Genomic DNA, 13,207 nt, shown 5'->3' on the forward strand with positions numbered 1-13,207 from the left:
CCGCGAACAGACCGGAACGCTTACGCCCAGCGGGCCAGGTAATCCTGCTGCTCCCGCCAGGCCTCCTCCTGCAACACCGCCCTGAACCGTACCAGCGTTCCCGGCATGCACTGCGCCAGCTGCGCCAGTGCCAGCGGCGTCAACGCCCCCAACCGTGGATAACCGCCAATGGTCTGGCGATCATTGAGCAGCACGATCGGCTGCCCATCGGGTGGTACTTGCACCGCGCCCAGCGAAATCCCCTCGGAGATCATCGGCGCGCCCTGATAGACCAGTTGTGGCCCGAGCAGACGAATGCCCATGCGGTCGGCACGACTGTCCAGCGTCCAGTCGCGGTTGAACGCCTCGAACAGGCTCGTCCCACTGAAGTCGCCAATCTGCGCGCCCATCACCAGGTCCAACACCGGTTTCTCGGCATGCACCGGCCGCAACGCTTCCGGCACGTGGGAGCGGGCTTGCCTCGCGATGGTTCCACCAGCATGCAGTACCTCCCCTTTCGCCAACGCCCGGCCTTGGCCGTCCACCCCTCCCAGCCCTTCCCTTGCCACCGTGGCGCAACTGCCCAGCACCGCCGCACCCATGAACCCGCCAGGCGCCGCCAGATAAGCGCGTACGCCCTGCCGTGGCTGGCGCAGCGTCAGGCGCTGGCCACGGCCCAGGTGAACGCTGCTCCAGGCTGCCAGCGGTTGCCCATCGACCTGCGCCTCCAGATCCGCCCCGGTCAGCGCCAGCATGCAATCCTCTTCGGCCACCACGCTGAAACCGCCCAGCGCGACCTCGACCACGGCGCTGTCCAGGGCATTGCCCAGCAGCCAGTTGGCCCAGCGCATCGCCACCCAGTCCAGCGCACCACCCTGGGTCACACCCAGGTGGCGCACGCCAAAGCGCCCAGCGTCCTGCAACTGGCACAGCGCGGTGCTGGCTTCGATCCTCAAGCGGCTCATGCCTGGCCCTCCAGCGGGCTGTCGTCACCGCCCAGGTTGATGAACTCGGCGCGCTCGACCGCCACGAAGCGCACCCGGTCCCCCGGATGCAGCAGGCTGTAGCCGTCACGCTCACGGTCGAACAGGTGTACCGGCGTACGCCCGATCAGGTTCCAGCCCCCCGGCGACACGGCCGGGTAAGCGGCAGTCTGGCGCTCGGCAATCCCCACGCTGCCCGCCGCCACGCGCTTGCGCGGGGTGCTCAGGCGCGGCGTGGCCAGGCGCTCGTCGACCAGCCCCATGAAACCGAAGCCGGGCGCGAAGCCAAGGGCGAATACCGGGTAGTCACGGCCGCTGTGCAAGGCGATCACCTCGGCCTCGCTCAACCCACTGCGGGCAGCCAGCACGGGCAACTCGGGGCCGACACTGGCGTGGTACCACACCGGGATTTCGTGATGACGTCCAGCGCCGCCGGCATCCGGGCGCAGGCCGTCGAGGGCCTTGAGGATGCGCTGGCGTGCTTCACCAGGCGCCAGGTCGAACTGCACCAGCAGCGTGGTGTAGGACGGCACCAGGTCGACCAAGCGCTCGCCGAACACGGCTCGCAGACGCTGGTCGGCGGCCAGGATCCACGGCATGTTGGCTTCGTCGATGTGCTCGAACAGACGCACCATGAAGCTGTCGATGGCCACCACCTCGATGCGTGGCGTCATGCTCGCTCCAGGGTATCGAGGGCCTGGCGGATCTGCCGCACCGCGGCCACCGAACTGTCGTTGTCACCGTGCACGCAGAGTGTCGTGGCGTTCAGGCGTACGGCGCTGCCGTCATCGGCGACCAAGGCTTCGCCCTTGGCCAGGCGCACAGCCTGCTCGACCACCACCGTCGGATCATGATGCACCGCGCCTGGCAGGCGTCGTGACAGCAAGTGGCCGCTGGCGGTGTAGGCCCGGTCGGCGAAGGCTTCGAACCACAGTTGCACGCCGATCTCGTCGCCCAGGGCCTGGGCCGCGCGGTCGTCGGCGGTGGCCATGAGCATCAGCGGCAGACTGCTGTCGTATGCCGCCACTGCCTCGAGCACGCCACGCAGGATGGCCGGGTTGGCCATCATGTCGTTGTACAGCGCGCCATGGGGCTTGACGTAGGCCAGCCGCGCGCCGAGCACCTTGCAGATGCCATCCAGCGCGCCGATCTGGTAGTGCAGCAGGTCACGGATCTCATCGCTGCTGCAAGCCATGGTGCGGCGGCCAAAACCGACCAGGTCCGGGTAGGCCGGGTGCGCGCCGATGGTCACCCCGTGCTCCAGCGCCAGCGCCACGGTACGGCGCATGGTGCCCGGGTCGCCGGCGTGATAGCCGCAGGCGATGTTGGCGCAGTCGATGTGGGGCATCACCTCGGCATCCCGGCCCATGCGCCAGTTGCCGAAACTTTCGCCCATGTCGCAGTTGAGTAGCAGGCGTTTCACCTGGCGGACTCCCGTGTCGATGTTCATGTCGTCTACCTTATCGCGCCTGCAACTGCTTGCCACAGGTTTCCGGCAGGCTCAGCGCCGCCAGGATCACCACGCCATAGGACACGGCAGCGAATGCGCCGATGCCCAGTCCCAGCGGTATCTTTTCGCCAAGCAGGCCGATCAGCAACGGGAACATCGCCGCGATGACCTTGCCGATGTTGTAGCAGAAGCCCTGCCCCGAACCGCGTACACGGGTGGGGAACAGCTCGGTGAGGAACGCTCCCATGCCGCTGAAGATGCCCGAGGCGAAGAAGCCCAGCGGGAAACCCAGCCACAGCATCACGTGATCGCTGACCGGCAACTGGGTGTAGAGCAGCACGATGACGAACGAACCCACGGCGAACAGGATGAAGTTCTTCTTGCGCCCCAGCAGGTCGCACAGGTAGGCGCTGACCACATAGCCGATGTAGGAACCGACGATGACCATGGCCAGGTAGCCGCCGGTACCCAGCACGCTCAGGCCGCGCTCGTTCTTGAGGAAAGTCGGCAGCCACGAGGTGATCGCGTAGTAGCCTCCCAGGGCGCCAGTGGTCAGCAGCGAGGCTCGGATGGTGGTCCAGAGCATGCCGGGGGCGAAGATCTCGTAGAAATGCGAGGGGGCCTCGGCATTTTCCACGGCCTTGGCCTGGCGATAGATCTCCGGGTCCTTGACCAGGCGCCGGACGAAGATCACGAACAGCGCCGGCAGCAACCCCAGCAGGAACAGCGCGCGCCAGGCCTGCTCGGCCGGCAGCCAGGAGAACAGCAGCGCGTAGAGGACCGCGGTCAGGCCCCAGCCGATGGCCCAGCCCGACTGCACCATGCCCACTGCCTTGCCACGGTCCTGGGCGCGAATCACCTCGCCGATCAGCACCGCGCCGGCGGTCCACTCGCCACCGAAGCCAAAGCCCATCAGCGTGCGGGCGATCAGCAACTGCTCGTAGTTCTGGGCGAAGCCGCAGAGGAAGGTGAAGAAGGCGAACCACAGCACCGTCAGTTGCAAGGTGCGCACCCGGCCGATGCGGTCGGAAAGAATGCCGGCGATCCAGCCCCCCAAGGCCGAGGCGATCAGGGTACTGGTATGAATCAGCCCGGCCTCGGCGGTGGTGATGCCCCACAGCATGATCAGGGTGGGGATCACGAAACTGAGCATCTGGGTGTCCATGCCATCCAGGCCGTAGCCGATCTTGCAGCTCCAGAAGGTGCGTCGTTGCTGGGAGTCGATGTCGCGGTACCAGGCGAAGGGGCCGCCCGAGGATTGGGCGGGGGCCTGCTGCTGCACGCCGGTCGGGTTCATGATTGCCTCGGCTTGTTGGTATTGTTCTACGGGCGACGTCGAGGTCGCGGCCTGGGCGTCATGTTCGAAGGCCACCGCCCGCGCGTCCAACGAGAAAAACCGTCGGTCTGGAACAAGAAAAACTGATCATGAACCTCCGTTTCCTCGAAACCTTCGTCTGGGTCGCCCGGCTCAAGAGCTTTCGCCTCACCGCCGAGAAGCTGTTCACCACCCAGGCCTCGGTGTCCAGCCGCATCGCCGCGCTGGAGGCCGACCTGGGGGTGAAGCTGCTGCTGCGCGACTCGCGCGGGGTCAGCCTGACCCCGGAAGGCAGCAAGGTGCTCGAATATGCCGAGCGCATGCTGGACACCGCCAAGGCCATGAAGCAGTCGCTGGACAGCGACCGCAGCAAGACCGGGCGCATCCGCCTGGGGGTGATGGACACCGTCATCCACACCTGGATGAGCGCGCTGGTGGCCGAGCTCGGCGAGCGCTATCCGCAGGTGGAGATCGAGCTGGTGGCCGACACCGCGCTGAACCTGCGCGAGCAGTTGCACAAGGGTTTTCTCGACGTGATCCTGCAGACCGACCTGCTGCGCGAGCCGTCGATCCGCAGCCAGGACCTGGCGCGCTATCCCATGGGCTGGATCGCCGCCGCCGGCTCGCCGCAACACCGTGACTACGCGTCCCTGGCAGAACTGGGACGCGAACGGATCATCACCTTCTCGAAAAATTCCCGGCCACATCAGGAAGTGCTCAGCTTGCTGCAAGGTGCCGGGGCCGAGACGCCACGGTTGAACTGCGTGAACTCGGTGGCGGCGATCACCCGCCTGCTGCGCGATGGGTTCGGCATCGGCGCGTTGCCGCCGGCGCTGGTGGACGGCGAACTGGGCCGGGGTGAACTGGTGCTGCTGCAGGGCCTGCAACCACCGCCAAGCCTGGAGCTGGTGGTGGCCTGGCAGACCGGGGTGGCACTGGTGGACGAGGTGGTGGAAGTTTGCCGGCAGGTGCTGGGGCGCTATGCGCGGGATGTGGGTGGGCAGCGGATCGTGCTGGTCTGAACGCCATCCGGCGTCTGTACCGCCCCGCGGCAAGCGCTAGCGCCAGCTCTCTTTGACAGCCTTGCGCCGCCCGCCAAGGATTACCCAACCCATCAGCAGCAGCAGGCTCTCGACCACCAGCGCCAGCACGAACCCGGCGCCGATGCCCCAGCCAACCGCCTCGGGCACCAGCAGGATCTGGTAGCTGTAGCCCTTGAGCGTCTCTTCGCGCAAGGCCGGTTCCGGTTGCACCAGCACATGCCAGGCGCGGCTCAGCCACGAACCTTGCAACGCCTGCCACTCCTGCTCCAGCGCCTGGTTGCGGAGCAACAGGCTGTCGATGCTGTTGGCATCGCTGTTGAACACCGGGTCGTCGCTGCTGCGGTAATGCCGCACCAGCGCCTGCAGGTCGCCGCTGAAGAAACGCTGCGCAGTCTGGCGGAAGCCATCGAGGGCCTGCCGCGACTCGAGCAGGTGCGCCTCGACCCGCTGGCTGTAGTCCTTGACCAGCCCCGGTACCTGGATACCGGCCAGCAGGCCGAAGGTGAACAACAGCAGGCGCAGGTAGCTTCTGAACATGCGGGCGTCCTCAGCTCTGCCCGTGGGCGACGCACTCGCCGTGACGCCACAGGGCCCATTGACCCGGCGCGTAGCGATTCCAGGTCTCGTTCTCGGTCAGGGCCTCGGTGGCGATCACCGTGACCACGTCGTTGGGTGTGGTTTGCGTGTGGAAATCGACGATCAGGTCGACATCCTTCAGGCGTGCCGCGCCAAACGGCGCACGCCGGGTGATGTGCACCAGCTTGGTCGAGCAGAAGCAGAACAGCCAGTCGCCGTTGCTGAGCAGGCAGTTGAACACGCCCTTGCCACGGTATTCGGCGCACGCCTCGACCAGCACCGGCAGCAGTTGCTCGGCTTCGACAGGTTCTGGGAACGCCTCGCGGACCCGGTTGAGCAGGTCGCAGAAAGCCGCCTCGCTGTCGGTGTCGCCCACGGGCCGGTAGAAAGTGCGCAGGCCGCTGAAATCGCCCAGTTGACCGTTATGCGCGAAGCACCAGTTGCGCCCCCACAGCTCGCGCACGAACGGGTGGGTGTTGGACAGGCAGACCTTGCCGACGTTGGCCTGGCGGATATGGCCGATGACCACTTCGCTCTTGATCGGATAGCGCTGCACCAGGTTGGCCACTTCCGACTCGCTGCTCGCCGCCGGGTCCTGGAACAGGCGCAGGCCACGCCCTTCGTAGAAGCCGATGCCCCAGCCATCGCGATGCGGGCCGGTGCGCCCGCCGCGCTGCATCAGGCCGGTGAAGCTGAAGACGATGTCGGTGGGGACGTTGGCGCTCATGCCCAGCAGTTCGCACATGCTAGCGGCTCCTGGCTTACAGACGTGGCTCGACGCGTCCCGTCCCAGGGCCGGGGCGGCGCGCCGGGGCGACGGGCGGATCATCGCGGTAACGGTCCTTGCGCTCGGCGGCCAGCGAGGTCTCGACCCGCACTTCGTCCTCTTCCTTGGCCTGGCGCTGGGCCGCGGCCTCGCGCTGGGCGCGGCGCTCGCGGGCACGGCGCTCCAGGGGCCAGCGGATCAGCACGAAGACCAGGTACAGGACAAAGGCGATCATGCCGTACATGGCCAGGTCGGACACTGCGCGCCAGGCGTTGTTGCCGACCTTGAACGCCATGTCCAGGGCGGTGATGGCGATGGCCGGGGCGAAGCTTTCCTTGACCGGGTCGACGATGGTCGGCGAGAGCAGCAGCACGGCAACGATCAGGCACAGCGGCTCGCGCAGCCAGCGCCACATCCAGCCAGTGAGCTTGAAGGCCACCAGCAGACAGCCCAGGGCGGCGACGGCGTAAAGGCCCCAGGCCAACATATAGTCGTGTTCGGTCATGGTGTTCGTGCATGCCAGGCAAAGAGGCGCCTATGATAAACATTTTTCCCGGCGCAGGCTGCCCCCGCGCCACCACCGCATAGAGATCGCCATGCCTGCCACCCCTTCCCCGCTTCCGCCGATCGCCCGCCAGGCCGAAGGCAACGACCCCTACGCCTGGCTGCAGGAGCGCGACGCGCCCGAGGTGCTGGACTACCTGAACGCCGAGAACGCCTACCAGGAAGCCTGCCTGGCCGGCCAGGCGCCGCTGCGCGAGCAACTGTTCGAAGAGATCAAGGGCCGTATCCTCGAGACCGACCTGTCGCTGCCTTCGCCCTGGGGCCCCTACCTGTACTACACCCGCACCACCGCCGGTGACGAGTACCCGCGCCACTACCGCTGCCCGCGCCCGGCCAACGACGACAACACGGTCGACGAGCGCCGCGAGGAACTGCTGCTCGATCCCAACGCCCTGGCCAACGGCGGCTTCCTTGCCCTCGGCACGTTCAACGTCAGCCCCGACCACCGCCTGCTGGCCTACAGCCTCGACACCAGCGGCGACGAGATCTACACCCTGTACATCAAGGACCTGGCCAGCGGCACGTTGACCACCCTGCCGTTCGACGACTGCGATGGCAGCATGACCTGGGCCAACGACAGCCAGACCCTGTTCTTCGCCGAACTGGACGACACCCACCGGCCCTGGCGCCTGCGCCGTCACCGCCTGGGCGAAAGCGGCGCCAGCACGGTGTTCGAAGAGCCCGACGGGCGTTTCTTCCTGCACTGCTACCGCGCCAGCTCCGAGCGCCAGTTGGTGCTGCTGCTCAACAGCAAGACCACCAGCGAAGCCTGGGTCCTCGACGCCAGCACCCCGCAGGCCGACTTCACCTGCCTGGCGCCACGGGTCGAGGGGCACGAGTACTTCCCCGACCATGGCCAGCTCGATGGCCAGTGGCGCTGGTTCATCCGCAGCAACCAGGACGGCATCAACTTCGCCCTGTACCAGGCCGCCGCAGAGCAGGTGCCGACCCGTGACCAATGGCAAGTGCTGGTGGCGCACCGCGACACGGTGATGCTCGAAGGCGTCAGCCTGAATGCCACGGCCCTGTCGTTGAGCCTGCGCGAAGGCGGCCTGCCGGTCATCGAAGTCCATCCCCGGGGCCTGCCGGCCTACCGCGTGGAACTGCCGGATGCGGCCTACAGCCTCTACGTGCAGGACAGCCTGGAGTTCGCCAGCCCTCGTATCCGCCTGCGCTACGAGGCCCTCAACCGCCCGGCCCAGGTCCGCCAGCTGGAACTGGCCAGCGGTGCCCAGCAGGTGCTCAAGCAGACCCCGGTACTGGGCACGTTCGACGCCGACGACTATGTCAGCGAACGCCTGTGGGCACAGGCCAAGGACGGCACCCAGGTACCGATCAGCCTGGTCCGCCGCCGATCCGATCAAGACCAGACCGTGCCGCTCTACCTCTACGGCTATGGTGCCTATGGCGAAAGCCTCGACCCGTGGTTCTCGCATGCCCGCCTGAGCCTGCTGGAGCGCGGCGTGGCCTTCGCCATCGCCCACGTGCGCGGCGGCGGCGAACTGGGCGAGGCCTGGTACCGCGCCGGCAAGCAGGAGCACAAGCACAACAGTTTCGACGACTTCATCGCCTGTGCCGAACACCTGATCAGCACTGGCGTCACCCGCCGCGAGCAACTGGCTATCAGTGGTGGCAGTGCCGGAGGCCTGCTGATGGGCGCGGTGCTCAACCTGCGTCCGGACCTGTTCCGCTGCGCCATCGCCGAAGTGCCATTCGTCGACGTGCTCAACACCATGCTCGACCCGGAGTTGCCGCTGACCGTCACCGAATACGACGAATGGGGCAACCCCGAGGAGCCGGAGGTCCATGCGCGGATCAAGGCCTACGCCCCCTATGAGAACGTCGCCGCCCAGGACTATCCGGCCATGCTGGTGATCGCCGGCTACAACGACAGTCGCGTGCAGTACTGGGAAGCGGCCAAATGGGTGGCACGCCTGCGCACGCGCAAGACCGACCACAACCTGCTGCTGCTCAAGACCGAGATGGGCGCCGGCCACGGCGGCATGAGCGGCCGTTACCAAGGCTTGCGCGACGTGGCGCTGGAGTATGCGTTCGTCTTCAATGAACTGGGCGTGGTGTAAAACGCGTTTTTCGTTGTCATAGCGTCCAGCGGGACTGTGGGAATCGGCATTGTGCAAGCCTGCTCCCACAGCGACGCCACATTTGCGGCGCTTTTCAGACACTCGAAGAAGAACAATCCATGCCCGACACCCAGCACCTGAACGCCGAAATCCGCGACATGCTCATGGACTGCGGCCTGTTCGACACCCTGCAACCTGGTGATTTCCAAAGCGCCGCCGGTTATTTCAGCCTTACCGCCATCGACGCCGGCCAGACCATCTTCAGCGAAGGCGACGCCGGCACCTTCATGTGCATCCTCCACCACGGCGTGGTCTCGGTGCGCAAGACCGACGGCAACGGCGCCCTGGTGGAAATCGCCACCCTGCGCAAGGGCCGCGCCTTCGGCGAAATGGCCGTGCTCGACGGCGAGCGACGCTCGGCCACCTGCGTGGCCGCCAGTGACTGCCAGTTGCTCACCCTGGGCAAGGATTCGCTGGACAAGATGCTCAATGACGCCCCGCGCATCGCCGCACGGATCATCCGCGCCCTCGCCGTGGCGCTATCCAGGCGTCTGCGCATGCAGGATGGCCAGCGCCTGGCGCAGCAAGTCTAGCGTGGCATTTCAGCGCTAGTCCTGTCCCTGGTCGCGGGCCGGCGGCGCTGCCGGGGGATCTGCCTGCAGCCCCGGCAGCGGTTGGTCCTTGGGCGGCCCTGGTACCGGCATCGGTGGCAGCAACGGTCCGCCTGTCTGGCTGTCGCCGGCCCGCGGCGGCGTGCTCGGGGTGATCTGCGGATACGGTGTGGGCGTCGGTGTGCCGGGCGCACCGGGCACCGGCGTCAACGGTCGTGGCTGCTGCGGGCCGGCGGCGTCGGCCAGGGGCGTCAGCGTCAGCAGCGCGGCGAAGATCGCATGGAGCATCGGCAACCTCCTGTCGGGAACCTTCCTACAGGCTATGCCCATCCTGAGTTTTTTGCCTGTCCGCCAACGCTACAGGCGCGCTAGACTCGACGGCATAACCGTCATCCGCCTGATCAGAAAAAAGGTAACACCATGAGCTCCACCTCCGCCGCCACTGCCCGCCTCGACCGCATCCTCGCCGACGCCAAGCGCGACAAGGAAATGGGCTACCGCGACAAGGCGCTGAAGATGTATCCCCACGTATGCGGCCGCTGCACCCGCGAGTTCTCCGGCAAACGCCTGTCGGAACTGACCGTGCATCACCGCGACCACAACCACGACAACAATCCCCAGGACGGTTCGAACTGGGAGTTGCTGTGCCTGTACTGCCACGACAACGAACACTCGCGCTACACCGACCAGCAATACTTCGGCGAAGGTTCGCTGAGCTCGCCGAAGACCGCCGTGGCCACCCACAACCCGTTCGCCGGCCTGGCCGCGCTGATGAAGAAGGACTGATCGTCGATTGCCCCCCCAGCGGGTCGGCAAGCCCGTATAATCGCGCTCTTTTTTTGCGAAGGGCCCCGACTCGTGGCGAACAAACGGTACAGCTGCATCGGCCTGTTCAACCCCAAATCCGCCGAGAACGTCGGTTCGGTGATGCGCGCGGCAGGCTGTTATGGCGTCAACTCGGTGTTCTACACCGGCAAGCGCTATGAGCGCGCGCGCGATTTCGTCACCGACACCAAGCGCGTGCACTACGATATCCCGCTGATCGGTATCGACGACCTGCAACGCATCATCCCGCTGGGCTGCACGCCGGTGGCGGTCGAACTGGTGGACGGCGCCCGGCCCCTGCCGGAATACACCCACCCCGACCGCGCCCTCTACATCTTCGGCCCCGAGGATGGCAGCCTCGACGACAGCGTGCGCGCCTGGTGCGAAGAGACCATCTACATCCCCACCAACGGTTGCATGAATCTCGCGGCCACGGTCAACGTGGTGCTCTACGACCGCATGGCCAAGGGTCTGAACACCCGCTCCGGGCCGAAGTTCAAGTAACCCACGCCCACAGCGGGTCCGGCGCCTAACGCAGTACCTTGCTCTGCAGCACCTCGGACTGGCGCCCGAGCACGTTCTCGCTGATCTGCACGAACTCCGCGGTGCTGACACTGGAAAGCCGCATCAGCGCCCGGGCGACGTCGTCCAGCGAACGCTTGTCCTGGCTGTGCAGGCGAATCTCGCGATCCAGCGACTGCAGTAGCAACACGCCACGTGCCACCTGCGCCGAGTCGGCCTTGGCGCCCCTGAGATGGGCGACCTTGGCGCCGAGCTTGTGCAGACGCGCCTGCAAGGCGGCATAGCGGTCATCGCTCATGCCGCCGGCCCGGCGCAACAGCTCGGTGGCGTAATAGTCGGCAAGGCTCTCCTTGAGCCAGTCACTGTCGTCACGGGCGTTGATCTGCGCAAACAGCTGCACCAGCTCGCGCAGCACCGGGCTGGTCCCCCGCTCGCTCACCAACGGCTGGCCACTGTTCAGGTACAGCGAGTTGTACCCGCCCAGGGTCCCGCGCCACATCTGGTCACGGGCACCGACCACCAGCAGCTTGGCGGGATTGCGCGGGAATACCGCCTGCAACTGCGGCCAGACGAAGGTCAGCAACGTCAGCGTGTCCATGCGCCGCATGCCCTGCCCCTGCGGCGCCACCACGCTGACCTCGGTTTCGCCGAGGCGCGCCCGGCGGCTGCCAAGGTTGCCGGCGAGCATCCAGCCGGTGGGGCGGTCGAACAGCCGCGACACATCGTCGATGCGAAACTTCTGCCGGCCAATACGTGGCCAGGCGGTTTCCACGCTCTTCCAGCCGTCGGGCAAATCGAAGCTCAGGCGCGACACCAGCTCGGTGCCATCCTGCTGGTCGAGGCGAGCCGCCGGCACCAGTTGATCCCCCCGAAACAATGCCCACTGCGGCGTGATCCGGGTTTCGTGGGCAGTACCGCGGCGTGGCTGCTCCAGCAGCACCCGGTAGCTCAGGCTGGTCTTGCCCGGTGCCGGGCGCCAGACGCCACGCCCCTCGTGTACCTGCCACTGGCCATCGGCGAGAAAATCGCTGTAGGCCCCCTCGCTGCCCAGGTCGAAATCGAGGCTGCGCACCACGCTGCCGTCGGCCAGGGTCAGGCGCACCTCGGCCTGGCCGCTCTGCGGCAGCAGGCGAACCCGGTAGTCGAGGTCGACTTTCTTGGCCAGGACGGGCGAGCTGGCAAGCAGGCCTAGCAACAGCAACAGCGGGCGACGCATACAGAAACTCCTTGTTCCCCAGAGGCGGAAAGCGCCGGCTCGTTCGGACTCAACCGGCGCGGAAAATCAGGTGGTCTTCCCAGTCGTCCTCATCCACAGCGTTCTCGCTGAGCATGCGCCCGGACCGGGAAATACGCTGCTCGTGCACTTGCTCGCGGTCACCGCTGACCAGATGGTGCCAGGCCGGCAGGTCCTTGCCTTCGCTGACCAGGCGATAACCGCAGGTCGGCGGCAGCCATTTGAACTGGTCGGCCTTGCCCGGGGTGAGCTGGATGCAGTCGGGGACGTGGGCGAAGCGATTGGGATAGTCGCTGCACTGGCAGCTCTGCAGGTCGAGCAGCTTGCAGGCGATGCTGGTGTAGTAGACGCTGTTGTCGTCTTCATCCTCGAGCTTCTGCAGGCAGCACAGGCCGCAGCCGTCACAGAGCGACTCCCATTCCTGGCGATCGAGCTGGTCGAGGGTCTTGCGCCGCCAGAAGGGCGCGGTATCGGCGATCATCACACGTGTTCCTGCAGTCAACTTGAGTCCGCGGCGCGCGGCGGCGCCAGTCTAGAGGCTGTCCGGCGGCAAAGCCAGACCGCTTGTCAGTGCTCGCCGGAGGCAGTAGCGTGCGCTCTTCGCCCACCCCGTGCCGGAGCCCCCATGAGCGCCACGCCTCGCATCGCCGACTACGCCATCAACGAGCAGTTCATCAACCGCTGGTCCCCCCGCGCCTTCACTGCCGAGCCGATCAGTCAGGAAACCCTGCTGAGCTTCCTTGAAGCCGCGCGCTGGGCACCGTCAGCCTACAACTCGCAGCCCTGGCGTTTCCTGTATGCCCGCCGCGACACGCCGAGCTGGGCGCGCTACCTGAACATCCTCAACGAGTTCAACCGCAGTTGGGCGCAGCACGCCTCGGCGCTGGTGCTGGTGATCTCCAAGACCACCTTCGCCGCCCCTGGTTCGGACGAGGAGAAACCTGCCCTGTGGCACACCTTCGACACCGGTTCCGCCTGGGGTCACCTGGCACTGCAGGCCAGCATCAGCGGCTGGCACACCCACGGCATGGCCGGTTTCGACCAGGACCTGGCCCGCCACGAGTTGAAGATCCCCGAGGGCTATGCCCTGCACGCGATGGTGGCGATCGGCAAGCTGGGCGACAAGGCCTCGCTGGCCGAGGCCCTGCAAGCTCGCGAAATGCCCAGCCCGCGTCGCCCGCTGAGCGAGCTGGCGGCCGAAGGCGAGTTCAGCCTGTAAAGCGCGCGCCCGCTCTCACGCAATCCGCGTGGGAGCGGG

Annotated in this window: 16 protein-coding genes; 6 read left to right on the forward strand and 10 right to left on the reverse strand. The window is 66.6% G+C overall.

The features are described 5' to 3' along the window. Positions 1–20 precede the first annotated feature (20 nt). Genes F3J43_RS03220 through F3J43_RS03235 form a run of 4 tightly spaced genes read right to left on the reverse strand, consistent with a single transcriptional unit; the run spans position 21 to position 3,709 of the window. Positions 21–944, reverse strand: a complete 924-nt coding sequence (locus F3J43_RS03220; protein ID WP_166883376.1) for a 5-oxoprolinase subunit C family protein — start codon at positions 942–944, stop codon at positions 21–23. Further along, positions 941–1,636 carry a 5-oxoprolinase subunit PxpB gene (gene pxpB / locus F3J43_RS03225; protein ID WP_166883377.1) on the reverse strand — a complete coding sequence of 232 codons (696 nt, stop codon included), beginning with the start codon at positions 1,634–1,636 and terminating at the stop codon, positions 941–943. Before pxpB ends, F3J43_RS03220 begins: the two co-directional genes overlap by 4 nt. Continuing rightward, a complete protein-coding gene (locus F3J43_RS03230; RefSeq protein WP_166883378.1) occupies positions 1,633–2,412 on the reverse strand; it encodes a 5-oxoprolinase subunit PxpA in 780 nt (259 codons plus the stop codon). The genes pxpB and F3J43_RS03230 overlap by 4 nt, the downstream gene beginning before the upstream one ends. 10 nt (positions 2,413–2,422) lie before the next feature. Continuing rightward, positions 2,423–3,709 carry an MFS transporter gene (locus F3J43_RS03235; protein WP_166883379.1) on the reverse strand — a complete coding sequence of 429 codons (1,287 nt, stop codon included), beginning with the start codon at positions 3,707–3,709 and terminating at the stop codon, positions 2,423–2,425. A 128-nt stretch (positions 3,710–3,837) separates the two neighbouring features. On the opposite strand from F3J43_RS03235, the gene F3J43_RS03240 reads away from it, so the two are divergent. Further along, positions 3,838–4,749, forward strand: a complete 912-nt coding sequence (locus tag F3J43_RS03240; protein WP_166883380.1) for a LysR family transcriptional regulator — start codon at positions 3,838–3,840, stop codon at positions 4,747–4,749. Between the two features lie 36 nt (positions 4,750–4,785). Here the strand turns inward: F3J43_RS03240 and F3J43_RS03245 are convergent, their stop codons facing one another. From F3J43_RS03245 to F3J43_RS03255, 3 genes are read right to left on the reverse strand one after another with little or no spacing between them, the layout of a single operon-like run. After that, a complete protein-coding gene (locus F3J43_RS03245) occupies positions 4,786–5,307 on the reverse strand; it encodes a DUF2937 family protein (RefSeq protein ID WP_166883381.1) in 522 nt (173 codons plus the stop codon). A 10-nt stretch (positions 5,308–5,317) separates the two neighbouring features. Then, complete coding sequence (locus F3J43_RS03250; RefSeq protein ID WP_166883382.1) at positions 5,318–6,091, reverse strand: class II glutamine amidotransferase; 774 nt, start codon at positions 6,089–6,091, stop codon at positions 5,318–5,320. 16 nt (positions 6,092–6,107) lie between these two features. Beyond that, positions 6,108–6,617, reverse strand: a complete 510-nt coding sequence (locus tag F3J43_RS03255) for an MFS transporter (RefSeq protein ID WP_166883383.1) — start codon at positions 6,615–6,617, stop codon at positions 6,108–6,110. 91 nt (positions 6,618–6,708) lie between these two features. Between F3J43_RS03255 and F3J43_RS03260 the strand changes: the two genes are divergently transcribed. Together F3J43_RS03260 and F3J43_RS03265 are read left to right on the forward strand one after the other, a co-directional pair. After that, positions 6,709–8,757 (forward strand): S9 family peptidase, encoded by a 2,049-nt coding sequence (locus tag F3J43_RS03260; protein ID WP_166883384.1) that lies wholly within the window; start codon positions 6,709–6,711, stop codon positions 8,755–8,757. A 119-nt stretch (positions 8,758–8,876) separates the two neighbouring features. Further along, positions 8,877–9,350: a cyclic nucleotide-binding domain-containing protein gene (locus tag F3J43_RS03265; RefSeq protein WP_166883385.1), complete on the forward strand. Its 474-nt coding sequence runs from the start codon at positions 8,877–8,879 to the stop codon at positions 9,348–9,350. Positions 9,351–9,365: 15 nt separating this feature from the next. Here F3J43_RS03265 and F3J43_RS03270 read toward each other — a convergent pair whose 3' ends face one another. Continuing rightward, positions 9,366–9,656: a hypothetical protein gene (locus tag F3J43_RS03270; RefSeq protein WP_166883386.1), complete on the reverse strand. Its 291-nt coding sequence runs from the start codon at positions 9,654–9,656 to the stop codon at positions 9,366–9,368. A 132-nt stretch (positions 9,657–9,788) separates the two neighbouring features. On the opposite strand from F3J43_RS03270, the gene F3J43_RS03275 reads away from it, so the two are divergent. Both F3J43_RS03275 and F3J43_RS03280 read left to right on the forward strand, forming a co-directional pair. Next, entirely contained in the window at positions 9,789–10,154 is a 366-nt protein-coding gene (locus tag F3J43_RS03275; RefSeq protein WP_166883387.1) for a YajD family HNH nuclease, read from the forward strand. 72 nt (positions 10,155–10,226) lie between these two features. After that, positions 10,227–10,697 carry an RNA methyltransferase gene (locus tag F3J43_RS03280; protein ID WP_166883388.1) on the forward strand — a complete coding sequence of 157 codons (471 nt, stop codon included), beginning with the start codon at positions 10,227–10,229 and terminating at the stop codon, positions 10,695–10,697. A gap of 25 nt (positions 10,698–10,722) precedes the next feature. Here F3J43_RS03280 and F3J43_RS03285 read toward each other — a convergent pair whose 3' ends face one another. Next, on the reverse strand, positions 10,723–11,931 hold the full coding sequence (locus tag F3J43_RS03285; protein ID WP_166883389.1) for a hypothetical protein: 1,209 nt from the start codon (positions 11,929–11,931) through the stop codon (positions 10,723–10,725). 49 nt (positions 11,932–11,980) lie between these two features. Then, positions 11,981–12,430 (reverse strand): YcgN family cysteine cluster protein, encoded by a 450-nt coding sequence (locus F3J43_RS03290; RefSeq protein WP_166883390.1) that lies wholly within the window; start codon positions 12,428–12,430, stop codon positions 11,981–11,983. Positions 12,431–12,574: 144 nt separating this feature from the next. Between F3J43_RS03290 and F3J43_RS03295 the strand changes: the two genes are divergently transcribed. Further along, entirely contained in the window at positions 12,575–13,168 is a 594-nt protein-coding gene (locus tag F3J43_RS03295; protein WP_166883391.1) for a nitroreductase family protein, read from the forward strand. Positions 13,169–13,207 lie beyond the last annotated feature (39 nt).

The sequence above is a fragment of the Pantoea sp. Cy-639 genome (genome assembly GCF_011752525.1).
Taxonomy (GTDB): domain Bacteria; phylum Pseudomonadota; class Gammaproteobacteria; order Pseudomonadales; family Pseudomonadaceae; genus Aquipseudomonas.